We start from the raw sequence: 24,432 nt of genomic DNA on the forward strand, positions 1-24,432 counted from the left end.
GGTATCAATGCCCATGCAGGTTCTAATCAATTTATTAATCGGTTTTATTTGGATGTTTCTTCAAGATAGTTGGTCCGTGTTAACCTTTTTTAGTGGTTATTTATTTGGTCTAATCGTGCTATTTATACTACGGAGGTATTTTCCTCATCAATTCTATGTCGTGACCTTGCTTGCGATTTTACGATTATTTTTTATATTCATCCAAGAATTATTTACGTCAAGTGTGTTAGTTGTAAAGCAGGTTATGCGTCCAAAAATCAATATCACACCGGGCATTTTTACCTTAGAGACGGAACTTGAAGGGGACTTGGAAATAACCTTGCTTGCGATGTTATTGACGTTAACCCCAGGTTCGGTAGTTGTTGAAGTATCACATGACGAAAAAAAGTTTTATATCCATGCGATGGATATCCCAGAATCAAGTGATGCAGTTATACGTTCAACGGAAAAATTTGAAGCGGCGATAAAGAGGGTGACGCGGTAATGATTAGGATCATTTTAATAATATCATTGGTTTTTTTAACATTCGCTATCTTTGCGACGATTTATCGGTTAGTAAAAGGCCCCTCCTCCTCTGATAGAGTCCAAGCGCTTGATGTTTTAGGGATTAATATCATTTCAGGAGTTGCCATTTTTTCTGTGATTCTAAGAAATACTGGTTTTTTTGAAGTGATTTTATTAATTGGGATTCTTTCCTTCATCGGAACGATATCCTTCGCGAGATTCATTGAAAGAGGTGTTGTCATTGAGCGGCGTAAGCAATCCGATTGAGGTTATAGAAATCCTTGCAGTTTTATCAATTTTAGTGGGAACGATCTTTAGTTTCTTAAGTGCAGTTGGTTTAATTCGACTACCTGATTTATATTCCCGTGCACATGCAGCATCAAAAAGCTCAACGATGGGGGTATTGTTTATCCTTGTCGGAACGTTCCTATTCTTTATCATGGAAGGTACTTTTAGCATTCGCTTATTTCTAGGAATCTTTTTCGTATTCCTTACCGCTCCAGTCGCAGCCCACGTCATTGTGCGTTCTGCTTATCGCTCTAAAGTTCCTCTTGCAGAACAAAGTGTCCAAGATGATTTGAAGGGCGTGATTGAGATTGAAGGGGAGAGGGAGCAGTGAAGGCTTCAACATAAAAATGCCTAGCCCATTATGGGGTTAGGCATTTTTTGTCTTTAACATAACCAATGAAGGTTTGCTAGATTACACATTAGAATTTCTTGCATTATTCTGGTGCTTAATAATAACCTGATAAGCATCATTCGCACTTTGTTGGGCTTTTTCAGCATCTTCTTTTGAGATTTCAATAGTTGTCATCTGAACAGCAATTTCACCTTGGTCAAATGTCAGGAAGTACTGACCATTATTTTCGTGAATATCAATTCCATAATCTGAGAATATTTTTTTCACTTTTTCCTCACTCCTTTAATCTAAAAATAAATCAGTTACTACTAATTTATCAAGTGGTACTTGATCGATGGTAGCCTCAGGTATTCCTCCACCGGTATAGCCACCAGGAATCCACTGTTCATTCGCACCTAATTCATTACCATCTGGCATTCTTAGTCCTGTTGGATGAGATATGTCGATTCGAACTGGCGTTTCGCCAAGTGTGCCTGGTTCTAAACTTAATAATTCCTCTAACTTTGTTACATTTCCATTTGATTGGGAGATTAATTCGTCAGCAACAGACTTAGGCATCACGAACGTTCCTCCAGGTGGTCCTAATGGTCGTGTTGGTGCTGCCCAAGCGATTTTGGTAACACCATCATCAAATTTGGCTAAATGATTTACGATATACTCTTGTGGTAAATAGGTCGAAGGGTCAGGACGATTTCCTTTATTAGATTGTAATATTTCATCTACAATTCTTGGTTCAATCGTAAATTCCACGTCAGTTGGGTCTATTGTATTAGGTTTATTACTAGTTCCTGAATTATCAACGATCCGAACCCCACCAACCTCATCAACAATATTTGCACCTCTTGATAATTTTATCGCTTTATCAATACCTTTTGTACCAACAATTGCCAAAGCGACTTCTCCAAAAGCGCGTCCAAACCAATTCCCTCGACTTTCAGCATCCCCGTTAACAACATCTTCGTTCCATGATGTTTTAATTGCATCCCATATCGCTTTTCCGGTTTCAACTGGGTGCTGAATAACATGTACTAATCCTTTAATCGTTTCGATTGGATGTGTAATTACATGCCAGATTCCTTCCACAGTGGATACGACGGCGTCCCATAATCCAGTTGCAAATCCTTTTATAGATCGGCCTGCCACACCGAGGATATCTCCTACCGACTCCCAAAATGACTTACTAGGAGGCTCGGTTAATTTTTGTGACTGGGAGTTTACTTGTTTATCAGCTTGTTCATATTGAGCTACACTATTATCCACAAAGTTATGCAGTTGGTTAAGACGTTTTTCTATCTCATGGATTGAAGAAGTCATACTGCTTAAATTTGCACCAATACCTTGCCTACTAGTAATTTGACTGTCAATCGCATGGCGCAAGCTAGAGATTCGACTCTGTGTATCTGTCAAATCGGAAGTGATTCCTTTTAACCGACTGTTAGAGGAGCGGACACTATTCACTTTTATGTCTATTTGAGCCATTTCGTTAGCTCCTTTCGTGAATCTTATCGGAACATAGATTTTAAATCATCTATTGATGTACGAGTATAAAAGGGTTTTGTCTGATCAACAATTGAATTTGTTAGTGGTAGTGTCTCGGGTAGAATGACAATTTCGATTTGTTGATTAGAAAGTTTATCTACTGTTCTAAACACATCCAATACTAGTTGCTTTGAACTGTTCTCGTCTTGGTTGTCTACCGTTAGTCCAATGAAGGGAATCGGCTTGCTTGCACTAGCGGGATTGTATATATGTGTAAAGTATGCGTTCTTGATAGTAGGAAAGCTTTTTAGATTGTCGGAAATAGCATTAAGAACGGAATGAGGGATTTCTTCCATTTGGTTTGTTAGGAAACTCTGTTTTTCTTCAAAAGCTAACTCCTCAAAAAAATAATGAAGAATTCTTCCGTCACGTAGTGTTTCGAGTTCCTGTTGGATAATCTTTTTACTAACATCAAAACCAGGGTTAAGAACCCACGGGGTATCTGGTTCAATTAGCTTTAGTAGCATACTTGTTGAGATTTTTACATATTTATAGTTTCCCTTATAGATGGAGTTGAATTTCTCAACACTTGAATACACAGGGAGAACAAGCTCATTATTCATTTCTATATACTTTAAATTCAGAATCGGCTCTCCATTTGAGCTGGAGGAAACAGTGCCGATTGCAACCACCTCTAAATCCAGAAAAGCTTTATAAAAGTGGTAGCGCTTCTCAGGATGATTTATGGCATCTGACAGAATAGAATCAAATGGGTCAATTGTTTGTTTTTTCATTTTTTTTACATGCACGCTCCAATTTTGGATTATGGTAATATTATACAATCAAAGAGTAAGTGAAAGTAGGTAATAAAGTACTAGGATAAATGGCATGATTTTTATTGTGGAACTCCAATTTTTGTACCAAATCATCATTTAGCACACATTATTCTGTTTCCGGTCATAAAATGTATAAAAGCAGGTCAATATAGAGACCGGGAAAGTTGTGATATGAATTTATGAAAAACAATTCAAACAATCACTTCTTATTTAAAAATCTATTAGAAAAGCGGATGTCATTTGAGCGGGTTTTTGAGCATATTACTGAGTTCATGCGCTCCCAACCTACTGGGAAGTTCAGGCTCATTATTGGGACAGATTCTCAAGTGCACCCAAGACAAACTACCTTTATAACAGGTGTTGTCATACTTAATGAAGGAAAAGGTGTGTGGGCATGTATTCGAAAAGTGGTTGTTCCGAGGAGAATGGAACATTTGCATGAGCGAATTTCCTATGAATTATCATTATCAGAGGAAGTTGTTTCATTGTTTACCGAAGAGAAGAAAAATCAACTCATCGATATTGTGCTCCCGCATATTTATGATGGTGCCTCTTTTACAATGGAGGGGCACATTGACATCGGGGCAGGGAAGAGAAACAAAACACGTGAATTTGTGAAAGAAATGGTGACACGAATGGAAGCAATTGGTGTGGAACCGAAAATAAAACCAAATGCATTCGTGGCCTCATGCTACGCGAACCGTTATACCAAATAGAGTGTTAGAGTTGGAGTTTCACCTAACACGGGTAAAACGGAATCGGTGCCTGGCCCCCAGTGAGTATCGTGATCTTGCAACCTCGCTGGGAATCAGGCACCGATTTTTTATGTGGATTCAGCAGAGTTGGAGAATATGCGAGATGAAGGGGAAAAGTGTTTTAGAATATTGCACGATATCCTCTTAATAAGTGGGATGAAGGGGAAAAGGGACCTGAATTTTGAAATGAATCCTCTTCATAGTTGGGATGAAGGGGAAAGGGAGACAGAATCTTGAGTTGAATCCTCTTCATAAGCGGGATGAAGAGGAAAAGGATCCAGAATTTAGAGTTGAATCCTCTTCATAAGCTGGATGAAGAGGAAAAGGAACCAGAATTTTGAGTTAAATCCTCTTCATAGGCGGGATGAAGAGGAAAGGGAGACAGAATCTTGAGTTGAATCCTCTTCATAGACGGTATGAAGAGGAAAAGTGATCTGATATTTGAGTTGAATCCTCTTCATAAGCTGGATGAAGAGGAAAAGGAATCAGAATTTTGAGTTAAATCCTCTTCGTAAGCTTGTGAAGTCCCGAACGCGTCGGCGTCCAACGTCCAAAGTCCTTCATAAGCAGTATGAAGTCCCGAACGCGTCGGCGTCCATCGCCCAAAGTCCTTCATAAGCCGGATGAAGTCCCGAACGCATCGGCGTCAGTCGCCCAAAGTCCTTCATAAGCGTATGAAGTCCCGAACACATCGGCTTCCATCGCGCAAAGTCTTTCATAAGCCCGATGAAGTCCCGAACGCCAGGGCGTCCAACGTCCAAAGTCCTTCATAAGCAGTATGAAGTCCCGAACGGGTCGACGTCCAACGCGCAAAGTCCTTCATGAGCTTGATGAAGTCCCGAACGTCTCGGCCGTCGTCTCCCAAAGTCCTTCATAAGCCGGATGAAGTCCCGACCGCGTCGGCAGCCATCGCGCAAAGTCCTTCATAGGCGGTATGAAGACCCGAACGCATCGGCAGCCATCTCTCAAAGTCCTTCACCAACCAAATGAAGTCCCGAACCCCTCGACAGTCCCCACCCAAAGTCCTTCATAAACCAAATGAATCTCCCAAAAAAGCGATAGAATCTAGAAAAGGTCTTTCATCGCTGCCTTAGCCAAAATCACATAAACAAAGACGGCATCAGAATAATTCTGGACGCCGTCTTTTCTATTAGTTATTTATATACTTTTCAAAAACCTCACCAAAGTCTTTCCTGAGGTACTGATCACGAGCGGATGATAGCCAAGAAAAGCCATATTCGGTTAGTTGCTTGTATTCCTCGGCTAGCTGGATTTCTGCTGGTCGGGAATTGTGCAATACTGTTACCGCTTTGTCCAAGCTATTAATCGCCATATCATACATAATGTTATTTTCATGAATGACTTCGGAAATATAAACGAGTGCTTTATATAAATCATTTAATTTATCAATCTGTCTTTTATCCACATCAATACTAAACGCTTGATTACCTAAGTTGAATTTAATTTCGATATCTAAGTCGACTCTACCAGCCGTTTCGAGAAAAACATTCGTAATTTTATGTTGTGAGTACGGATAGCGTTTTAGCATCCTTTTCGAAGAAACGGCATTGGCACCGTCAACATGGATGAAAGCGATGTTTGTGAAGCAATACTCATCGGCTTTTGTCTTAATTAAGAAGTAAATCTTCTCATTATCCTCATGTCTAATATAATCATCTGCGTCTGTTTTATCATAATCCTCAGGGCCAATAATTTTTCCGATATCCGATAAACCTAAAGCATCGGCTGCGAATTTTTTTAACATGTAAACATCCCCTCCATACGAAAACTTTTGACTCCAACCTCATTATATCGCGTTTGAGGAAGGAGTATAACCCTAAGTTTCTAAAAAATGGTACTCGAAATATATAAAGACAACAAAGCACTTGATGACCCTAGTGCCTATAAACTTCAATAGGAGTCCCTACTAGACATTCTTGAAAATATAAAATCTAAAGCTGTTAAATAAAACTGACCAAAACCAGGTTGAGTTTCCACGACGAATACTTGCCAAGAAACTCAACCTTCCTTTTGCTTTTTAATAAACTGACGAATGACGCTTACGATGAATAGAAGAGGGATATAGACAAACAAGAAAGCTGTACTACTTATGTGGACCATTTTTTGAATGAATTGCGTGTAATAAATGTCAGTGAGTTTGCTATTTACTAAAAAATACACAGCTAGTAAAAAAAGCAGAATATAGGTTGGTTTTATCTTTGGCAGAGTAGTTTTAATAGCTCGAATCGCTGACCAAAGATATAAACAAATGACAGGCATGATGACCAAGAGCCAAGTAAAGATAAAGATAAACTCAAAGCGCTCCAAAAACGGGAACTGTATAATTTTAATCATAGTTAATGTTGGCCATGTTAAGTGATGTATTTTTCCTTGTGCAAAGTACATAAAAGTGACAAGCGTTACTGCCGTATACAAGAGTGTGGTAAACAATAGAGCGAAATACCCCCATTTGCTTGCCTTTTTACCATTTTTAATGAAAGGAAAATAAACAAGAGCTGTTTCAAACCCTAAAAATAAAGGGACAGCTGTTTTTGCTGAGATAAAATGGTCTTTTAAACTATGATCGAAAAGTGGTTGAAGGTATGAGACCTCCAAATAGTTAGCGATGTAAAGAAAGGGGATTAGCAAGAGAGCGGGTATCACAACACCCCAAAAAGCAACTCCAGTTATCACTCGAAATCCCCCTGAGACCAGATAAAAAATGAGGCAAGAAAGAAGAAGTGCGTACTCCCAACTAGCAATCCCATCGAAAACCCAGACTTGGAGGAGATCAATATAACCATATACAACCGATGCACCGGCTAGTGAAAAATAACATGCCAATAATAAATTTAAAGCCCCTCCCAGTTTCTTTCCCAAGAGGTCTTTATGAAAGGAAAGAATATCCCCTGCGGTAGACTTTTTTAAGATATAAAGCATCATCATAAATAACAGCTGAAAGCTTAAACCCAAAGCAAGTATGGATATCCATGCTTCACTACCAGCCCCCTTACTGACATTTCCTTGAAACCTTAATACAGTAATTCCTGTTTGAGAGCCATGTATTAAAAAGAACACAAAATAAGGAGAGACTTGTTTATTTTCGTTAATCTGACTGTTCATTATTGACCATCCTAGTCTAGCCTAGCCTTGAAGGCCAGAATGTATGATTTTTAACTGTATATCAACATTTATAGGTAAAGCAGGGTATTGTTCATAAAAGGATGTTTCATCCCAATCTCGATCCTGTGAACGAACAATATTACCAATTCCGAGCGGATCAACACCTTTTTCTTTGAACGTATTTAATAGTTCCTCGATATCCTTTTTTAGATCTTTTTTAATTAATCCTTTTATAGTTTCAAGATCATGTGGATTTTCTAGGTTAAAACGGTCTGGATGATGTGTAACTGTCCATATGAGCTTTAACGAAAGATTTAATTTCTGCTCATCTTTTACCCAATCCCACTTCCTTTTATTTCGAAATGCTTGAATCAGAAGGACTTCTGTTCGATCCTCCCCGTCAAGGATAATTTCATATATGGCTTGTGTCCGATAGTTTTCTAATGTCGAGAAAATAAAGGTTTCTTTCTCATTCAAGTGAAGTTTGAGTTTATCATCTTTAAAAATCCCAACTCTTTCGACCTGTATCTTATCGTTTTCGTCAATGGTTATCATCGGTACATACGGATCCATACCTTCACCATAGAAATGGTTTAAAAAAACATGCAGGTTCATCTTTGGGAGTTGTTGTCCCGTCATATTTTGTTTGATTTGGTCGGCTAGCGTCAGGTCCCCTTTTTTTAGGGAGTTAAGGGTTTCCTTAGCACTGTTGGAAGAAACGGCAATCTGTATATGGGTCGCAATTTCTGGTGTCAAAAGAAGCCGCTCTACTACATCGTTAACACCAGTTTTTGCAAATTCATTTCCAAATACTAAAACCCTTATTTTTGATAAAGCAACTGGGGTACTCGTATGTGTTGACATTTTAGGTCTTAATAGTGCAACTGCATCTGTTGTCTCTTCTAAATATTGGCTTTTATCACTCCCCTTGCTTTTGGTATATTCGGGGAACAAGGCAGATCCGATCACATTCCCGTTATCGTCTAAATCAAAACCAAACACATGTATGATGCTCAACTTATCGACAATCTTAGTTCTTGCACATCCAACTAGGCTTACGAAACATATGAATACAATGATAACTATATTAACCTTTCTCCATTTACCCATATAATCTCCGCTTTCTATTTAAGAAAATTTTAGTCTGAGTTCAGTCCATCTTCTGAATCTTGAGGTGAAGATGGTGCATATCGTCTGTCACTTAAAGGTCTAAAGAAAGATGGACGCTTGTTTAGATTTGCGAAATTCGGCCTTATGAAGGAGCTAAGTGCCCACCCTTTTCGGTAGGGATAAAGCGGAATCATATAAGGAACTCCTAATGATTTCAGTCGAGTCAAATGTCCGATTATTAAAAGAACTCCTACATAAATACCTAATCCACCCCAAATAGCAGCAAGTATGATGAAGGGATATCTTAACATCCTAACAGCATTAGACATCTTATAAATAGGCGTTGTAAAAGAAGCTAAGGCCGCTAGTGCAACAATGATCAATAAAATATTACTAGTAAGTGCTGCTTCAACTGTTGCCTGTCCTATTACAATTCCTCCAACTATACCTAATGTCTGTCCAATTTTTGTGGGTAGACGTGCTCCTGCTTCCCTGAGTAAATCAATGGTCACTTCTAAGAATAGAACTTCAAGAACAGGAGGAAAGGGAACATTGGCTCTTGAATTAATGAGAGGACCAAGCAGATCCTTTGGTATAACCTCAAAGTGGAAAGTTAGTATCGCTACATAAAAGGAAGTTGCAAAGATAGAAAACAACATTCCAAAAATCCGAATTAATTTAAAAAAGGATGCAACCATAGATGGAAGATAAAAGTCCTCTGGGTTTGAAAAAAAGTCCATGAGATTCACCGGTCCTATTACAGCATAGGAGGATTTATCAGTAATCAGTACAATTTGTCCAAATAAAAGTGACCCAACTGTCCGATCTAATCTTTCTGTAGTTACAAATAAAGGAAATGGAGATGACGAATGATCGGAAATCATTTGCTCCAACTGAGTATTGTCAAACACAGCATCTACATCAAGATCATTTATCCTTTGTTTTGCAGTCTTTACATACTCGGGATTCGTGACACCGTCTAAGTATGCAATGACAACCTTTGTCTGGGACCTTGTCCCAACTGTCATTTCTTCATATATAAGGTCTGGCGTATCAAGATGTTCTCTTAGCATATGAAGATTTGTCCCAATATCTTCTATGAATCCTACCTTAGGCCCAATCACACTAAATTCATTTTGTGTATCATTTGTTTCCCGTTGGCCTAATCTTGATTTTCCGATCCTAACTAGAACGAATTCATCCATTTGGTCTTTGAAATATATGGCAATTGCCCCTTGATGAAAGGCCTTCTCAATTTCCTTAGAATCCTTTGAAATTATTATTTCCTCGATAGGGATAAGATTTTTAATATCAGATAGTTTTTCTATGTCTTTAATATTTTCTTTTAAACTTGGTAATAAAGACTCTTGAAGAATCAGGGTATCTATTAACGTTTTATAAAAACTTAATAGGATGTTATCATTTTTCTCACTAGGGGTGATTGTTGTAAAATCACTCGATTTTTTTGCCTTTTCAAATACCTCTTCAATTGTTTTTTCCGCTGTTTCATAACTTTTAACAGTCTTTTGGATATCCTTCTTTTTCCAAAACATACCTCCACCTAACCCCATCCAAAGTTGCGAAATCTTTCAGTTAGTATTTAACGACAAAGAAGGAAATATTCGCCTTTTGCTGAGGACTTTCACAAAAGGTATCTATTTACATTTTTGATATTTCGAATCAGGTTCGGGAAGATTACCTCTTATACCAGTTTGTTTTTTTATTAAGTGGAACAAGTGGATGGGGGCAGGCCTATATATCATGATCAATTACACGAATGATAATACGGCAAGACGTTATATAGCCAATGTCAGTATGTTTGGTACATCTATCATTCATTTGAGAACCCATATATTATTGGATGGTGGTCTGCAGCTTTTCCGGGGTTTGGCCATTTGCTATTAGACAAATATCACCGGGGATATCTGCTAATCATTTGGGAAGTTATTGTAAATATAAATGCTAACGTAAATCTTGCAATGATTCACTCATTTCATGGCAACATAGAGATGGCCAAGAACGTATTGGACACGAGATGGCTTATTATGTACATCCCTGTCTATATATTTTCGATTTGGGACAGCTACCGATCAACAATTGATCTTAATAAGATGTATATACTTGCTGACCATGAAAACCATCGATTAAACACTTTTAGCATGGGTGCTGCTGGTATGAACTATTTGGATAAAAGAAATCCAATTTTGACCATTATATGGTCATTGTTCATTCCGGGGCTGGGACACCTCTATAATCATAAGACGATTACGGCTTTCTTTCTCATCATTTGCTGTGTAGTGTTTTTCTACTTCTCACATGCTCTAGAGGCTGTCTCTCTATTGTTTTTAGGAAATTTAGGCGAAGCTACAGAAGTTTTGGATCCAGAGTGGTTCTTGTTTTTGCCGTCAGTTTTTGGTTTTGCTATTTATGATTCTTACATTAATACAGTTGAAAATAACAAGCTATTTGAACGGGACCAACGTAATTACTTAAGGGGAAATTACCAGTCAAGCCAATTTCAAATTCTAAAGGGACAAAAAGTGAAGTGATTAATGTATGCAGGTATTTGCAACGTTTGAAAGTAATGATTATGTGGAAATAGCCATTGCGGAGATAGAAAAAAAGGGGATAAAGAGCGAAAATATTTTTGCAGTTCCGCTTGATAATCGAACTGAAGACGTGAGACTATTTGATACTTTATATCGATCAGATGGCACTACTCTTATTGATATTGGGGCTGCACTTGCTACGGCATTTGCTGTAATTGGAGCAAGCCTCGGATTTAACCTGACATGGGGGCCAATCTATTGGGGATTAATTGGTGCAGCACTTGGATTCATTATCGGTTTTGCGATTAGATTATCTGTGGAGCTTGTATATAAAAAGAAAAAGAGGTCACAAAAAGGTAAAATTGCTGAAATCATTCTAATCATCGATTGTGAAGAATCACAAGCAAAGCAAGTTGAACTTATCCTCTGGGACCATCTTGCATTGGGAGTCGCAAAAGTTAAAGTTAATCCATAAATGCCACTTTATAAACGAAAACCTGTCCTTTTGAAGAACAGGTTATTTTGCTTTTGAAAAGAAAGCCAGAGGCTTTTTGGCTATTTTTAATAGGAGGGTTCTTCCTTTTGAAAATGCATATTTGGTAGAATGTTAATACTTTCTAGGGTGTTAGGAATTCCAAATTTGTGCGCTGTGCTTTATACTTGGTTAGTATGTTGTAAAATAGGGTAGAAATGGACTATACTTATATTCTTTGAAAATCGATAAATAAACTTATTCTAATAATAGATAACTTGTTTTTACTGAGGGAGGAACATAGATTGGCTGTAACAAGACCAGAATCAATGATTGTAGAGATAAAAAGTTTAGATGAAAAAGGATCAGGACGTGGAGCAGTATGGCGTGAAAATGAGCACGGCAATAAAAAGAAGCTAAAACTCACGATTCCGCAAACCTTAATTGGTGAGCAGGTTCGTGTAACCGTAGACCAGCCTGACCGTAAACGAAGAAAAGCAATGGCTGAGGAAATCCTAACAGAAAATGACCAACGTCTTGCACCACCATGCCCTCATTTTGAAAAATGCGGTGGCTGTGTATGGCAGCACTGGGATTATAAAGGACAGCTTCAGTACAAAACGGATTATGTGAAGCGCCAAGTTGAATCACAAGGTTTCAATCCGGAACTTGTAAAAGATACAATCGGAATGGACGAGCCATGGCATTACCGTAATAAGATGGAATTTACCTTCTCGCCTGAAGGGTCCCTTGGTTTACATGAACAAGGAAACTTCCGAAAAATCATTTCGCTTGAAACATGTCTAATAGCAGGAGAAAAAATGGTGGAAGGTGCAATGGAAGTAGCCCAGTGGGCTAAAGACCATGAGCTACCTGGCTATAACAAAGATCAGCATGAAGGTCTTCTTCGTCATCTTATGGTGAGACAATCCTTTGTAACTGGTGAAGTCATGCTGGCTCTTTTTGCAACTGAAGCACCAGAAGGAAAACTTAAAAATGCCGCTGATGATCTCGTAAAGCGCATTGAGGAAAAATTCCCAGAGGTAAAAAGCTTATTATGGCTTGAAAATACAGACTGGGCTGACCGCACTCAATCTGAAAAAACACATTTATTAGCGGGACGCGATTTCATATATGATGAAATGGACGGATACCGTTTCCGTGTTTGGTTTGATACATTCTTTCAGACCAACCCAACTCAAGCTCAAAAACTAGTCGACTTAGCTGTTGAAATGGGGGAACCGAAGAAATCAGAAAAAATGATTGATCTTTTCTGTGGTGTAGGAACATTCTCCCTTCCTTTTGCAAGTCGTGTTGAAAAGCTTGCAGGAATTGAAATTGTTGAAAGCTCAATTGAATCTGCAAAACGTAATGCAAAAGATAATGGATTATCAAACACGTACTTCTTAGCAAAGGATGCAAGAAAAGGAATTGATGAAGTGCTAGAGAGCTTTGGAAGACCAGAGTTACTTTTACTTGATCCTCCACGTTCAGGTGCTGGTGGTAAAGTAATGAGAAGAATTGGTCGCTCTCAGCCAGAAAGAATTGTCTATGTTTCTTGTAATCCAGAAACATTTGCAACGGATATTAAAGAACTTGAACCATTTGGATATACCCTAAAAGGCGTTCAACCAGTAGACCTATTTCCTCATACCGTGCACGTTGAAGCTGTTGCACTGCTTGTGAAGGAATAATGTGTTGCCTGTCAACCAAATTGAAGATATGTTAGTCGGCCTTCCGGGTGAACCGGAAGGCTTTTAATATGCTCTGAACTAGGGTTTGTCCGATTTCTCACTAAAAATGCAACGAACCAAAAATACAGCCACTTTTTTACCTCAATTCTTCTGATAAATTTTTCAAAAGTAATAAATACTACAAGTATTACCAAACGAATCATCCTTTGGAGGTCTCTATGTCAAAAAAACAAGGTTTATTAAAGAATGGAAATAAGTCATCTTTAATTGCTTCAATTGTAAATACCATTATTGCGATTATTAAAGGAGTCGCGTACTTCTTCACGGGTAATGTTGCGATGTTTGCTGAAACGATGCATTCTTTAGGCGATGCAGCTAATCAATTTTTCGTGTTCATCGGAAGTGCATTAAGTAAAAAAAGGCCTTCTGAAAAATATCCGAACGGGTTTGGACGACTTGTAAACTTGGTTTTACTCGGTGCGGTTATTATCGTTGGAATTATGAGTTATGAAACAATAAAAGAGGGATATCATCATATTAAGCACCCAACAGAATCAAGTGGGATTGCCATTAATCTTTCTGTTTTAGGCTTAGCTGTCATTTTGGAGTGTTATGTTCTTTTTAAGGCAATGAAAGAAGTCCTTCATGAAGCACAGGTGGAAGCTAAAGGATTCGGTGCAATCGGTAAAAGCTTTAGTCATTTAGGAAGAGCCACACCTGCAACAAAACTTGTATTCATGGAAGATTTGGTTGCAACCCTTGGTGGAGTCATTGCAATCATTGGAATATTACTCTCCTATTATGGAGGTTGGCATGCTGCTGAAGGAATTGCATCAATCATAATTGGATTGATGATGTTTTACGTAGTGGGTAGAGTATTCTTGGATAATGCCAAAGGAGTACTTGGTGAAGCGGATGAAGAACTAGAAAACAAAATTGCTGAGCTCATTTATGCAAATCCAGAAATAAAAGATATTAACGCATTGTTTGCAATGAAAGAAGGAGAAGATTTCCATATCGAAATGAAGCTGGAAATTGACTGTAGTATAACTGTTCAAGATGCGATTAAAATAAAAGAACGCATTGAGGAAAAAATCCAAGCAATGAATGGTGTGACTGATGTCATCATTGAATTTGTAGAAGATGATGGAGTTAAATCATGGTCGCAAGGGTTAGCTACTAAGTAGATTCTGAAAAGATTTCACGAAGCAAAAAAACCGGCATATGCCGGTTTTTTGCTTTTACTGTTGAGGAGCAGTAGATTTTTTCTTTGGTTTTGGTTTCAAATATAAACCAAGTTCTTTTTTCTCTTTGGTTAGTGAACGATAGAGTGAAATCATCATCAGCACCATTATAATTGAAAACGGAAAAGCTGCTGCGATGAGGGCATTTTGTAATGCCTGTAGACCACCGCTATATAATAAAATGGCTGCAACTGTTGATTGTAGAATTCCCCACGTTAGTTTTACAGAGTTTGATGGGGTAAGTGAACCATAGGTGGTTTGCATGCCAAGTACAAATGTAGCTGAGTCCGCAGATGTAATAAAGAATGTAGCAACCAGTGTAATGGCAACCACCGATAAAACAACTGCTAAGGAAGATTCATTAAAGATAGCAAATAGAACTTCTTCTGTAGCAAATTGTGATAGATCTACATTTCCTTGCTTTTGTACTTCTATTGCGGAAGTACCAAATACTGAAAACCAGATAAAGCTTACTAGTGCAGGAAGCAATAATACACCGATAATAAATTGACGAATCGTTCTTCCTCTGGATACACGTGCAATAAAAATACCTACAAATGGTGACCATGAAATCCACCAAGCCCAGTAGAAAATAGTCCAACCGTTAATCCAAGAACGGTGTTCTTCATTAAGTGGAGCAATTCTAAAACTCATCTGTACAATATTTTGTATATATCCACCAAGTGTATCTGTAAACATATCAAGAATTAGAACTGTAGGACCTGCTACGAACATTAATATCAGTAGGGCAAGTGCTAAAATCATATTTGCATTACTTAAATATTTTATCCCTTTACTTAATCCGGACCATGCGGAAATCATAAATAAGACGGTAACAATAGCAATAATGATTAGTTGAATGAAGAAACTAATCGGTATATCAAGTAAATAGGCTAAACCTCCATTAATTTGTGCCGCACCAAACCCTAGTGTTGTTGCAACACCTACAACCGTTGCAAATACGGCTAGTACATCAACCAAGGTACCTAGTTTTCCTTCCATTGCTTTTTTGCCCAAAACAGGCTTTAATGTAGCGGAAATTAAACCTGGTTCACCTTTTCGAAAGTTAAAATAGGCTAAGGCAAGTGCAACGAGCGCATATATCCCCCATGCATGAATCCCCCAATGGAAAAATGTATAGCGCATGGCTTCCTTTTGGGAAGCATTAGTAGCACCCTCTGCTAAAGGTGGCGACATATAATGGGATAGTGGTTCTGCAGCCCCCCAGAAGACAAGTCCAATCCCCATCCCTGCACTAAATAACATCGCAAACCACGATATATTTGAGTACTCAGGTTTTTCATCAGGTTTTCCTAATCGAATCGCCCCAACCGGGCTAAAAATAAGGAAAATGCAGAATATCACAATGATTGTAACTAAAATTAGGTAATACCATCCAAAGGCTGATGTAATAAATGATTGAATATTACCTGTTACTTCTTCGAAACTTTTTGGTGCTGCAACACCAAATATGACAGCTGCAAGAACGATAGCAACCGAAATCCAAAAAACGTTTGATATTTGCTTCATCATAAAACCCTTTCTTTTACATTAACTTTTATGTACAAATAGTTTTCCCATAAAAGTTTGCCAATATTAGGTTAGCAGAATTTATCACTTTTTGCCAATAACCCTAACTTATTATTGTCTATAGGGAAAAGGAAGTAGAGTGTTCGATATAGCTAAAACGGTATGATTTGGTTAAGCAAAAACAGAAAAAAAGATGTAGAATTTATGATATTATTAACATATCCATAGTGAAAATATCGATTTACATATATATAAATATCAGGGGAGACTTTATGATAGGATTTTCGCAGATAAAAGGCAAAATAAATACTGATGTAATCCTATTAGTAACCCTGGTAGGATTCGTATTATTAGCCTCTCAATTCAAATTAACGCTGTTATATGGAATTTCTTTTACATTTGCGAGTATTTCGATGTTCTTAATACTCCGTATTTTTGGGTATACCACCGCAATTGTAACTGGTCTAATTACTTTCTTTATTGCCTTATTCTTTTCAAACAGTCCTTATTATGCAATTATCATGCTTGTTGAAGTCGTCTTTGTTGGAGCTTTTTTCTTACGAGGGCGAAAAGCAAAAATGTTTTTCGTAGACTTTTTTTTCTGGATTTTTATTGGAATAGCACTACTCTTTTTATTCTGTCGAGAATCACTGTCAGGAAGTGCGCTCTATTTTCAAATCTGTAAAGATGTTGCAAATGGACTTTTCAATGTATTAGTAGCAGATATGCTACTGGCATATTTCCCATTCTACAAGTTTGTTAAAAACAATCGAATCAGTAAAAATAATGTATCGGTGCACCAGTTTTTATCGCAAATTACGATTCTAACCATTCTGGTTCCGTTTTTTATTAGTGTATTTACAAATACGATGAACACATTTGAAGTCATTAAAAAGGACTTAGTTCAAAATAGTGAAACGAGAGTAAATCGCATTGAAAATGACCTGATTCAACTAAACGGGAGTGGCGACGTCAATCAAATTGAAGAAATTATATGGCGGAATAAGAACGAAGACATCGATATTATTTTATTTGACAATAAAAATCATGTCATTTCAACGACAGCCTTGATGGATTTTAATCCGAACAAGTATGAGATTCGGGAGATTTCCCCTAATGTTTTTGAGGCTTTACCGGTTGCTAACGATGATATGCAGCCAATTAAGAGATGGGACAATGCTTTTTATTTTTATACAAGGGATACAGGTTCCTACCGAATTATGTTGCAATACCCAATCGCTGGGTATCAACAGCAAATTTTTAATATTTCACTCGATCAGCTAAAGTATTTACTAATTCTAGCTGTTTCAGCCATTTTATTTGTCATGGCGGTCAGTAGAATGCTCACGAATAACCTAAGGCAACTGACAACCATTACAACAGGATTACCACAAAAGCTCCGTTCTTTAGAAAATATTGAATGGCCACAAGGTACAATATCAGAACTTCGCATTTTGAGTAAAAATTTAAAGAAGATGGCAGATAAGCTCAAGGAGTTATTTCAGGAGAGTATCGAGATGAACCGGATTCTAAGAGAACAAACTTCAAGATTAAAGGAATCCGAGGACAAGCTTCATAAACTTGCATTTTACGATAGTTTGACATACTTACCCAATCGTTATTTCTTCCAAAAATATGTACGTGAGTTGATTCGAAATAACCATGACCAAAAGATTGCGATCATTTTTATCGACCTTAATCAGTTTAAACAAATCAATGATACATTAGGTCATGATGCAGGGGATACACTTCTAAAAGCGACTGGTAATAAGCTTAAGAAGTTACAAGAGGACACCAGACAGGTTTTCAGACTTGGAGGGGACGAGTTTGTTGTTGTCCATTCTGTTGATAACAGGGATGAGATACATAAAACACTAGACATGATTGTTAAAGAGTTTTCATCCTATTATACAATATCCGGTCAAAATCACTATATAACGGCAAGTATTGGGGTCAGCGTGTTCCCACAAGATGGTGAAGATTTAGATACATTAGTAAAATATGCAGACATTGCGATGTACATCTCGAAGGAGAAAGGTGGCAATACTGTTCAGTTTTTCAATGAATCTATGAAAAATAAATTTCAAGAGCGATTAGAAATTGAAAATGCTCTGCGTACAGCAGTGGATAAAGATCGGTTTGAACAATATTATCAGCCGAAAACGATGGCTGGTAAAATTACAAGTATTGAAGCCTTGATTCGTTGGAATGATCCCATATTAGGGATGGTCTCTCCTGGAGTCTTTATTGATGTAGCTGAGGAAATCGGCCTCATTTCAAAGATAGATGAGTGGTCTCTCGTCCAGGCTTGTAGACAAAACAAACAATGGCAACTTGAAAACCTTCTACATGTTCCGATTTCTGTAAACCTATCGGCCAAGCATTTTCAACAAGATTATCTTGTTTCAATGGTTCAAAAGGCATTACATGATTCGGGATTAGAGCCGAAATATTTAAAGCTTGAAATTACAGAAAGTGTGTTTATTAAGGATCAACAGCATGTCGCGGATCGGATTCATAAACTGAAAGAGCTAGGTGTCCAAATATCTATTGATGATTTTGGAAAGGGATATTCCTCTCTTTATCAATTATTGAAACTTCCAATTGACGAAATTAAAATCGACAGACAATTTATCCATAATATCGATAAAGATGAGAAAAAAGCGTTATTAGTAAAATCGATTTTTGATATTGCACATGGACTCCAGTTGAACGTGGTGGCAGAGGGTGTAGAAACTTGGGAAGAATGTGAAATCCTTGTAAACATGGGCTGTGACGAGATACAAGGCTATTTATTCAGTCGACCAATCAATAAAGTGGATATGGTTGAATTTATCCATAATAAAAAATCAATAAAATTTAAAGAGGCTGTCATAGGAGAAGTTGAATAAAGAGAAAGGAGGTTCCGTATCTGGAAACCTCCTTTTTTCTTATAGTGTAATATTTACATCCCCGTCTTCTGTAATTTCAACGGTTGTATAGCTTTCGAATGTTGACATATCCGTGATTTCACGTTGCTCATTACTTGCAAAGCTTTCCATATATCTTTGATACGTTTCTGGATCCTTGACAATGTGATAGAAATACGTCATCTTTCCGTCGCTATCACTATGTGTCCTTAAGAAAAATCTGTCCTTAAACTCATTTTTAAACCACTCTCTAGCTTCCATATGATTCGAAAAATCTGGCATGTTGTCATAAATAGATGTTATATCAATGTTCATGTTGATTCACCTCTCATGAGATTTTCGGATGTGATTAGTATGTCCATCTATTTACAACACATCCATCATGATAGCTATGCACCATGCTTGAGATTTTTTTCTACTTTTATGTTTCTTTCAAAGTCATTTTTTTCGATTAAAAGGGAGACAAGAACACTACCTACAATCGCCCATAATGGCGCACCGATATGAAAGAAATTCACTCCAGACATTCCAATAATGAATGCAAAAAAGGCCCCCATTTGAAATTTTGTATCGGAAAAAGCAATCTTAAGAGACGATAAGAGTACTCCTATCATCGCTAAGCCGGCAATGGTACTCACAATTACACCTGGCATCGCAATTACAAAAGGAACAACAAACGCTGCAAACACACCGAAGCTTGCAAATAAAACTCCATTTGATGCAGAAGCAGCATATCGGCCTTCTTTTTTACCCGATTCGTCAGATGCACAAATCGCAGTCATTGGCCCCGCAGTGTTGATAGCGTGAGCTCCGAAAAAAGAGGCAATAAAACCAAAAATTGCCCCAAAGATAGCCATCGCACTAATTGGAGGTTTGTATCCCTTTGCCATTAGGATTCCGGTTGTTTGTGCATTCTCTGTACAAATAATCAAGATTGCAAGGGGGATAGAAAGAGAAATAATGGCGTTAAAACTAAAGGTTGGAAGTTCTAGTTGAGGAAGCACAAACGAACTTTGTACATTTGAAAAATTAAACTCATTCATGACAACGGCAAGGAGTACCGAGACGACTAATGCTGATAAAACAGGCGGTATTTTTTTGATGTATCGTGAGGATAACAAATAGACTAAGATGGCCGAACCTGCTAACAGAGGGGACACTTCAACAGAAGAAATCATCTCGATCGCAAATCGCATCATGACACCAACAATCATTCCCATAACGATCGGAACAGGTATCCAATTCATCACTTTATCGATTAATCCTGTTACACCTAGTATAAGAACAATGAGGTTTGCTACAAGATAGGCGCCAATTGCTTCTTGTAATGAAAAATGCGTCAAAGCACCTGCCACTAGCACAGCCCCTGCAATTGAATATGCTCCTGCAATCGGTTGTTTATATTTTAGAGATAAAAATAGTCCCAATAAACCTCCGAAAAAATAAACGGCAAATAACCAGCTGATCGTTTGTTCGTGGGTTAAACCACCGCTTGATGCACCTCCAATAATAATCAGTGCAGGACCTGTACACCCGAAAATAGCTGCAACAACCCCTGAACTAATCGTATTAATGTTTAGATTACCGTATAGATCCTTGACTCTACTATTGCCTTTCATTTTAACCTCCTTAATTTTAAGATATCCACGTTTCTAATAGAGCTTATGTATTTAGTACCATAATACCACAATCTGAAATAAAAATTACGTATTTTTTACGAACGTTTTAAAAACCTTCAAAAAAATAGAATGGAAGAGTATTTAAGAGAAAAGGTATTATTTTCCCGCGAAAATGCGTGATTTACAGGTTTGATAATTTAAAAAAGATTCAGTATATTTTAAATTAATTACGAAAGATTAAAAAACGTAATACATAATTCTGGGAGGTAATGAAGAATGACAACTACAGTAAATGAAACAAAAACATTAACAGTAAAGAAAGCTAATGGGATCGCTGAAGTTCACATTCATGTAAACAAAACAAACTCTTATGACCTCGACTATTACAAAGAATTAAATGCTGCGATTGATGACATCCGTTTTGACAATGACATTAAAGTAGCTGTACTAATGAGTGATATGCCAAAATTCTTCTCAGCAGGAGCTAACATTAATTTCTTAAAATCAGCTGAACCACGTTTTAAAACACAGTTCTGCTTATTCTGTAACGAAACATTAGATAAAATTGCACGCTCTCCGCAAATCTGGATTGCTTGTTTAGAGGGCCACACAGTTGGTGGTGGTTTAGAAATGGCTCTAGCTTGTGACCTTCGTTTCATGGGAGATCAAGCAGGTAAAATTGGACTACCAGAAGTTTCTCTAGGTGTATTAGCAGGTACAGGTGGAACTCAGCGTCTAGCTCGTCAAGTTGGACACTCTAAAGCTCTTGACCTGAATATCACAGGTGAAACGTTAACACCACAAGAAGCACTAGATATTAAATTAGTAGATCGTGTGTTTCCACAAGAAGAAACAAGAGCGAAAACGTTAGAATATGCAGAAAAGATCGCGAACAGCGCAAGTTATGCAACTTCTAACATTAAGCTATCAATCATGAATGGAAAAGAAATGCCACTTAACGTAGCCATCCGCTATGAAGGTGAGCTTCAAAACTTATTATTCCGTTCACAAGATGCTCAGGAAGGCTTAAGTGCGTTCATCGAAAAGCGTGAAGCGAACTGGAGTGGAAAATAAGATCAACTGAATCCATAGCGATGCCGGAAATTCCGGTATCGCTCTTTTAAAATAGCCTACTAACTTCAAATTAATTACCTTTAAGGCTCGGCGACCTTCGCGAGCCTTTTTTAACACTAGGGGGATGAAATGTGAGATCGAATGAATTTCAAGTTATTGTTAACTGGGGAGACACAGATAAAGCGGGTATTGTATACTACCCAAATTACTTTAAATGGTTTGACATCGCGGGTCACCAATTTTTTAGAAGCTGTGGCTTGTCACCAAACACTTTAGAAGAAGAACGTCAAATTATCCTGCCAATGCTTGATGCAAGATGTAGCTTTGAAAAAACATTATTATATGATGATATTATTACCATTAAAACGCAGGTTGAAGAGATTAAAACAAAGACAATCAAGCTACGGCATGAGGTATATAGAGGGGAAACACGTACTGGACATGGATATGAAATTAGAGGGTGGGTAAAACAAACGCCTACTGAAATTAAAGCGGTTCCAATACCAGATGACGTATTAGCCATTCTTAAAGAAGGCCTCCACACAAATGAATCAGGAAAAAGACCACTTTTTAATGCATAATCTCCAAAATCCTCTATAATGAAAGTAAAAATATTGAAAAATAATAATAAGAGTGGTGACGTTCGATGAAACCAAGGTCCTTAATGTTTACATTATATGGTGAATATATTAAATATTATGGAGGAGAAATTTGGGTAGGTAGCTTAATTGAATTAATGAAACAGTTTGGGATCTCCGAATCGTCTGTAAGAGGCGCGTTATTTCGGATGGTCCAAAATAATTTACTGGAAGTACGAAAAGTAGGAAAGAAAAGCTATTATTCCGCAACATCAAAAGGTCGAGTTGATGAGGGGGTAAATAGGGTATATGCCACTCAAAACCACATTTGGGATCAGCAGTGGAGAATACTTACATATTCGTTTCCTGAGGAAAAGCGAGAGATTCGAAATAAAATTCGCAAAGAACTGATTTGGACCGGATTTGGCAACCTTACGAATAGTACATTGGTGACGCCTAATCCAGTTGAGGACCAAGTGACAGAAATGATTAAGGCAAACGGAATTGAGGAATATGTGTTTTTATTTACGTCATCCTCAATTGTTTCCCATGATAACCAAAGTATCATCGATATCGGTTGGGATTTAAATTTGGTGAAAGATGAATATCAAACTTTTATTGATAAGTTTACACCTAAATTTGAGGAACTTCGTGAAAAGGCATTAAACAACACTTTAAAGGATGAGGAATGTTTTATTGAGAAAACGGTGTTGGTGCATGAGTATCGGAAATTCCTCTTCCAGGATCCAGGTTTCCCAAGAGATTTACTACCAGAAGGATGGATTGGCATAAAGGCTCGAGAGTTATTCTGGAATATACATCAGCTTTTATCTATTCCATCAATCCGTTATTTTGAGTCTGTCTTTGAGGGAGCTCCAGATCGTGAAATCCATATTGAACGCGATAAAGCAATTAATCCTTTTGGAGAAATCTACATTTAACAGGGGTGAGCCATGAATATTGAAAAAATTGAATTTGGCGGCTATCGGATTGGGATTCCAGTTCCGTTTCCGATGAAGTATGTTTACTGTTATCTTTTTAAACAAAATGATGGCTATTGTCTGATTGATGTAGGGTTAAATTACTCTGCTGCACGAGATGCTTGGCAAGAGGTTTTTGATCACTTAGGAATTACTTTTGGTGATGTTCATACAATTTTTCTAACACACTTCCATCCAGATCACTCTGGTCTTTCCGGCTGGATGCAAGAACAAACCGGTGCTGATCTTTTTATGAATGAAGTGGATGCAGCTATGATTGAGCGTGTATGGGGTGACGGTAGCGAACAAGTTGCAAGAATGAAAGAAATGGTTTTGCAGCATGGAGTTCCTGAAGATTTAGCTGATGGAATCGCTGACCATATGGATAAATTACATAAGAATGTTCTCCCACTACCTGTTGTAAAACCGATTGGAGTTACAATTGAATTTGGTGATCAACAATGGTCTGTGATCCACACGCCTGGACATAGTGAGGGTCATGTTTGTTTTTTTCATGAAAAAGAAGGTGTCTTAATTGGCGGCGATCATATTCTCGAAAGAATCACACCAAATATTAGTGTATGGCCCGGTGCTAGCCAGCATCCATTACATGAATATATTGATTCATTACGTAAAGTTAGGAAATATCCGATAAAAAAAATATACTCTGCCCATCATTCACCGGTTCTAAACGTAACTGAAAGAATTGACGAGCTCATCCAACATCACGAAGAGCGTCTCGATTATATTGAAAGTTTGGCCGACAATAAAACGACATATGAGATTGCCAAGGTTTTGTTCTCCCACAGAGAACTCAACCCTCACCAATGGCGTTTTGCAATTGCAGAAACAATTGCGCACTTAAACTATCTAGAACGCGAAGGCCGAGTTGCGAAAATTAAGCAAGATCCTATAATTTATGTTCAAAGTTGAAACAATACTAGTAAAATATCAAATATAGATTAGGTAGGAAACCCAAGATTGTTAGTAAAATAGCAATCTTGGGTTTTTGTTTTGGATAGAATTTTGAGTGAAGACCTGAACGGCAAGGTTACTCGTTCAGAAAGTCCTTCATAACCGTGATGAAGGACTGTGCGGGGTGAGTGCGTGCAAGTAAAGTCCTTCATAGCTTTGATGAAGGCCCATACTGAGCCAGTGTATGCAAGTAAAGTCCTTCACCCCGCCGATGAAGGGGAAAACGCAGGTGATCCACGTACGAAATCCTCTTCATAGACTTGATGAAGAGGAAAGCGATTCGATAATCCACATCAAATCCCTTTCATATCCTGTATGAAGAGGAAACCCCAGCGACCTTCAGCCCCAAATCCTCTTCATA

The 24,432-nt window shown here is 37.8% G+C and carries 23 protein-coding genes; 13 read left to right on the forward strand and 10 right to left on the reverse strand.

The genetic code is table 11. The features are described from left to right. Nucleotides 1-7 precede the first annotated feature (7 nt). Genes ACFSFW_RS12235 through mnhG form a run of 3 tightly spaced genes read left to right on the forward strand, consistent with a single transcriptional unit; the run spans nucleotide 8 to nucleotide 1,123 of the window. Nucleotides 8-484, forward strand: coding sequence for a Na+/H+ antiporter subunit E (locus tag ACFSFW_RS12235; RefSeq protein ID WP_099364025.1), 477 nt, complete (start codon nucleotides 8-10; stop codon nucleotides 482-484). Then, nucleotides 484-771 carry a Na(+)/H(+) antiporter subunit F1 gene (locus ACFSFW_RS12240; protein WP_304218101.1) on the forward strand — a complete coding sequence of 96 codons (288 nt, stop codon included), beginning with the start codon at nucleotides 484-486 and terminating at the stop codon, nucleotides 769-771. The genes ACFSFW_RS12235 and ACFSFW_RS12240 overlap by 1 nt, the downstream gene beginning before the upstream one ends. Beyond that, nucleotides 746-1,123 carry a monovalent cation/H(+) antiporter subunit G gene (mnhG, locus tag ACFSFW_RS12245; protein WP_304218098.1) on the forward strand — a complete coding sequence of 126 codons (378 nt, stop codon included), beginning with the start codon at nucleotides 746-748 and terminating at the stop codon, nucleotides 1,121-1,123. Before ACFSFW_RS12240 ends, mnhG begins: the two co-directional genes overlap by 26 nt. Nucleotides 1,124-1,204: 81 nt before the next feature. Here the strand turns inward: mnhG and ACFSFW_RS12250 are convergent, their stop codons facing one another. The 3 genes from ACFSFW_RS12250 to ACFSFW_RS12260 are packed head-to-tail and all read right to left on the reverse strand — an operon-like array spanning nucleotide 1,205 to nucleotide 3,417. Then, nucleotides 1,205-1,411: a hypothetical protein gene (locus ACFSFW_RS12250; protein ID WP_341332767.1), complete on the reverse strand. Its 207-nt coding sequence runs from the start codon at nucleotides 1,409-1,411 to the stop codon at nucleotides 1,205-1,207. 15 nt (nucleotides 1,412-1,426) lie between these two features. After that, a complete protein-coding gene (locus ACFSFW_RS12255; protein ID WP_388038622.1) occupies nucleotides 1,427-2,623 on the reverse strand; it encodes a hypothetical protein in 1,197 nt (398 codons plus the stop codon). A 23-nt stretch (nucleotides 2,624-2,646) separates the two neighbouring features. Then, the gene (locus tag ACFSFW_RS12260; protein ID WP_388038624.1) at nucleotides 2,647-3,417 is read right to left on the reverse strand and encodes an enhanced serine sensitivity protein SseB C-terminal domain-containing protein; all 771 of its coding nucleotides are present in this window, start codon (nucleotides 3,415-3,417) and stop codon (nucleotides 2,647-2,649) included. 221 nt (nucleotides 3,418-3,638) lie between these two features. Here ACFSFW_RS12260 and ACFSFW_RS12265 point away from each other — a divergent pair, with 221 nt between their 5' ends. Further along, complete coding sequence (locus tag ACFSFW_RS12265) at nucleotides 3,639-4,175, forward strand: ribonuclease H-like YkuK family protein (RefSeq protein WP_388038626.1); 537 nt, start codon at nucleotides 3,639-3,641, stop codon at nucleotides 4,173-4,175. Nucleotides 4,176-5,364: 1,189 nt separating this feature from the next. Here ACFSFW_RS12265 and ACFSFW_RS12270 read toward each other — a convergent pair. The 4 genes from ACFSFW_RS12270 to ACFSFW_RS12285 all read right to left on the reverse strand — a co-directional run bounded on the left by ACFSFW_RS12270 (nucleotide 5,365) and on the right by ACFSFW_RS12285 (nucleotide 10,000). After that, the gene (locus ACFSFW_RS12270) at nucleotides 5,365-5,979 is read right to left on the reverse strand and encodes a PH domain-containing protein (RefSeq protein WP_388038628.1); all 615 of its coding nucleotides are present in this window, start codon (nucleotides 5,977-5,979) and stop codon (nucleotides 5,365-5,367) included. 254 nt (nucleotides 5,980-6,233) lie between these two features. Beyond that, nucleotides 6,234-7,337: a GerAB/ArcD/ProY family transporter gene (locus ACFSFW_RS12275; RefSeq protein WP_388038631.1), complete on the reverse strand. Its 1,104-nt coding sequence runs from the start codon at nucleotides 7,335-7,337 to the stop codon at nucleotides 6,234-6,236. 21 nt (nucleotides 7,338-7,358) lie between these two features. After that, nucleotides 7,359-8,447 (reverse strand): Ger(x)C family spore germination protein, encoded by a 1,089-nt coding sequence (locus tag ACFSFW_RS12280; protein ID WP_388038633.1) that lies wholly within the window; start codon nucleotides 8,445-8,447, stop codon nucleotides 7,359-7,361. Between the two features lie 29 nt (nucleotides 8,448-8,476). Next, the gene (locus ACFSFW_RS12285) at nucleotides 8,477-10,000 is read right to left on the reverse strand and encodes a spore germination protein (RefSeq protein WP_388038635.1); all 1,524 of its coding nucleotides are present in this window, start codon (nucleotides 9,998-10,000) and stop codon (nucleotides 8,477-8,479) included. A 342-nt stretch (nucleotides 10,001-10,342) separates the two neighbouring features. Here ACFSFW_RS12285 and ACFSFW_RS12290 point away from each other — a divergent pair, with 342 nt between their 5' ends. From ACFSFW_RS12290 to ACFSFW_RS12305, 4 genes are all read left to right on the forward strand, one after another. After that, entirely contained in the window at nucleotides 10,343-10,996 is a 654-nt protein-coding gene (locus ACFSFW_RS12290; RefSeq protein ID WP_388038638.1) for a hypothetical protein, read from the forward strand. A gap of 7 nt (nucleotides 10,997-11,003) precedes the next feature. Continuing rightward, nucleotides 11,004-11,471: a hypothetical protein gene (locus ACFSFW_RS12295; protein WP_388038641.1), complete on the forward strand. Its 468-nt coding sequence runs from the start codon at nucleotides 11,004-11,006 to the stop codon at nucleotides 11,469-11,471. 326 nt (nucleotides 11,472-11,797) lie between these two features. Next, nucleotides 11,798-13,162, forward strand: a complete 1,365-nt coding sequence (rlmD, locus tag ACFSFW_RS12300; RefSeq protein ID WP_388038888.1) for a 23S rRNA (uracil(1939)-C(5))-methyltransferase RlmD — start codon at nucleotides 11,798-11,800, stop codon at nucleotides 13,160-13,162. A gap of 218 nt (nucleotides 13,163-13,380) precedes the next feature. Next, nucleotides 13,381-14,349 carry a cation diffusion facilitator family transporter gene (locus ACFSFW_RS12305; protein WP_388038644.1) on the forward strand — a complete coding sequence of 323 codons (969 nt, stop codon included), beginning with the start codon at nucleotides 13,381-13,383 and terminating at the stop codon, nucleotides 14,347-14,349. A 54-nt stretch (nucleotides 14,350-14,403) separates the two neighbouring features. Here the strand turns inward: ACFSFW_RS12305 and ACFSFW_RS12310 are convergent, their stop codons facing one another. Next, a complete protein-coding gene (locus tag ACFSFW_RS12310) occupies nucleotides 14,404-15,936 on the reverse strand; it encodes a glycine betaine uptake BCCT transporter (RefSeq protein WP_388038647.1) in 1,533 nt (510 codons plus the stop codon). A gap of 272 nt (nucleotides 15,937-16,208) precedes the next feature. On the opposite strand from ACFSFW_RS12310, the gene ACFSFW_RS12315 reads away from it, so the two are divergent. Further along, nucleotides 16,209-18,827 (forward strand): putative bifunctional diguanylate cyclase/phosphodiesterase, encoded by a 2,619-nt coding sequence (locus ACFSFW_RS12315; RefSeq protein ID WP_388038650.1) that lies wholly within the window; start codon nucleotides 16,209-16,211, stop codon nucleotides 18,825-18,827. A 39-nt stretch (nucleotides 18,828-18,866) separates the two neighbouring features. Here ACFSFW_RS12315 and ACFSFW_RS12320 read toward each other — a convergent pair whose 3' ends face one another. Both ACFSFW_RS12320 and ACFSFW_RS12325 read right to left on the reverse strand, forming a co-directional pair. Further along, on the reverse strand, nucleotides 18,867-19,160 hold the full coding sequence (locus tag ACFSFW_RS12320) for a hypothetical protein (protein ID WP_304218063.1): 294 nt from the start codon (nucleotides 19,158-19,160) through the stop codon (nucleotides 18,867-18,869). Between the two features lie 74 nt (nucleotides 19,161-19,234). After that, complete coding sequence (locus ACFSFW_RS12325) at nucleotides 19,235-20,464, reverse strand: benzoate/H(+) symporter BenE family transporter (protein WP_388038654.1); 1,230 nt, start codon at nucleotides 20,462-20,464, stop codon at nucleotides 19,235-19,237. Nucleotides 20,465-20,740: 276 nt separating this feature from the next. Between ACFSFW_RS12325 and ACFSFW_RS12330 the strand changes: the two genes are divergently transcribed. The 4 genes from ACFSFW_RS12330 to ACFSFW_RS12345 all read left to right on the forward strand — a co-directional run bounded on the left by ACFSFW_RS12330 (nucleotide 20,741) and on the right by ACFSFW_RS12345 (nucleotide 24,029). Then, nucleotides 20,741-21,538, forward strand: coding sequence for an enoyl-CoA hydratase/isomerase family protein (locus tag ACFSFW_RS12330; protein WP_099364049.1), 798 nt, complete (start codon nucleotides 20,741-20,743; stop codon nucleotides 21,536-21,538). Between the two features lie 131 nt (nucleotides 21,539-21,669). Continuing rightward, nucleotides 21,670-22,119, forward strand: coding sequence for an acyl-CoA thioesterase (locus tag ACFSFW_RS12335; protein ID WP_388038657.1), 450 nt, complete (start codon nucleotides 21,670-21,672; stop codon nucleotides 22,117-22,119). A gap of 65 nt (nucleotides 22,120-22,184) precedes the next feature. Beyond that, on the forward strand, nucleotides 22,185-23,057 hold the full coding sequence (locus ACFSFW_RS12340; protein ID WP_099364051.1) for a PaaX family transcriptional regulator: 873 nt from the start codon (nucleotides 22,185-22,187) through the stop codon (nucleotides 23,055-23,057). Between the two features lie 12 nt (nucleotides 23,058-23,069). After that, nucleotides 23,070-24,029 carry an MBL fold metallo-hydrolase gene (locus tag ACFSFW_RS12345; protein WP_388038660.1) on the forward strand — a complete coding sequence of 320 codons (960 nt, stop codon included), beginning with the start codon at nucleotides 23,070-23,072 and terminating at the stop codon, nucleotides 24,027-24,029. Nucleotides 24,030-24,432 lie beyond the last annotated feature (403 nt).

Origin of the sequence: Ferdinandcohnia salidurans (genome assembly GCF_042680725.1) — a bacterium.
Taxonomy (GTDB): Bacteria; Bacillota; Bacilli; order Bacillales; family Bacillaceae_L; genus Ferdinandcohnia; species Ferdinandcohnia salidurans.

What these genes read in the sequence shown, in the direction of transcription:
- ACFSFW_RS12235 (WP_099364025.1), top strand. Translation starts at nt 8, where the DNA reads ATGCCCATGCAGGTTCTAATCAATTTATTAATCGGTTTTATTTGGATG.
- ACFSFW_RS12240 (WP_304218101.1), top strand. Translation starts at nt 484, where the DNA reads ATGATTAGGATCATTTTAATAATATCATTGGTTTTTTTAACATTCGCT.
- ACFSFW_RS12255 (WP_388038622.1), bottom strand. Translation starts at nt 2,623, where the DNA reads ATGGCTCAAATAGACATAAAAGTGAATAGTGTCCGCTCCTCTAACAGT.
- ACFSFW_RS12260 (WP_388038624.1), bottom strand. Translation starts at nt 3,417, where the DNA reads ATGAAAAAACAAACAATTGACCCATTTGATTCTATTCTGTCAGATGCC.
- ACFSFW_RS12265 (WP_388038626.1), top strand. Translation starts at nt 3,639, where the DNA reads ATGAAAAACAATTCAAACAATCACTTCTTATTTAAAAATCTATTAGAA.
- ACFSFW_RS12270 (WP_388038628.1), bottom strand. Translation starts at nt 5,979, where the DNA reads ATGTTAAAAAAATTCGCAGCCGATGCTTTAGGTTTATCGGATATCGGA.
- ACFSFW_RS12275 (WP_388038631.1), bottom strand. Translation starts at nt 7,337, where the DNA reads ATGAACAGTCAGATTAACGAAAATAAACAAGTCTCTCCTTATTTTGTG.
- ACFSFW_RS12280 (WP_388038633.1), bottom strand. Translation starts at nt 8,447, where the DNA reads ATGGGTAAATGGAGAAAGGTTAATATAGTTATCATTGTATTCATATGT.
- ACFSFW_RS12285 (WP_388038635.1), bottom strand. Translation starts at nt 10,000, where the DNA reads ATGTTTTGGAAAAAGAAGGATATCCAAAAGACTGTTAAAAGTTATGAA.
- ACFSFW_RS12295 (WP_388038641.1), top strand. Translation starts at nt 11,004, where the DNA reads ATGCAGGTATTTGCAACGTTTGAAAGTAATGATTATGTGGAAATAGCC.
- rlmD (WP_388038888.1), top strand. Translation starts at nt 11,798, where the DNA reads ATGATTGTAGAGATAAAAAGTTTAGATGAAAAAGGATCAGGACGTGGA.
- ACFSFW_RS12305 (WP_388038644.1), top strand. Translation starts at nt 13,381, where the DNA reads ATGTCAAAAAAACAAGGTTTATTAAAGAATGGAAATAAGTCATCTTTA.
- ACFSFW_RS12310 (WP_388038647.1), bottom strand. Translation starts at nt 15,936, where the DNA reads ATGAAGCAAATATCAAACGTTTTTTGGATTTCGGTTGCTATCGTTCTT.
- ACFSFW_RS12315 (WP_388038650.1), top strand. Translation starts at nt 16,209, where the DNA reads ATGATAGGATTTTCGCAGATAAAAGGCAAAATAAATACTGATGTAATC.
- ACFSFW_RS12320 (WP_304218063.1), bottom strand. Translation starts at nt 19,160, where the DNA reads ATGAACATTGATATAACATCTATTTATGACAACATGCCAGATTTTTCG.
- ACFSFW_RS12325 (WP_388038654.1), bottom strand. Translation starts at nt 20,464, where the DNA reads ATGAAAGGCAATAGTAGAGTCAAGGATCTATACGGTAATCTAAACATT.
- ACFSFW_RS12330 (WP_099364049.1), top strand. Translation starts at nt 20,741, where the DNA reads ATGACAACTACAGTAAATGAAACAAAAACATTAACAGTAAAGAAAGCT.
- ACFSFW_RS12340 (WP_099364051.1), top strand. Translation starts at nt 22,185, where the DNA reads ATGAAACCAAGGTCCTTAATGTTTACATTATATGGTGAATATATTAAA.
- ACFSFW_RS12345 (WP_388038660.1), top strand. Translation starts at nt 23,070, where the DNA reads ATGAATATTGAAAAAATTGAATTTGGCGGCTATCGGATTGGGATTCCA.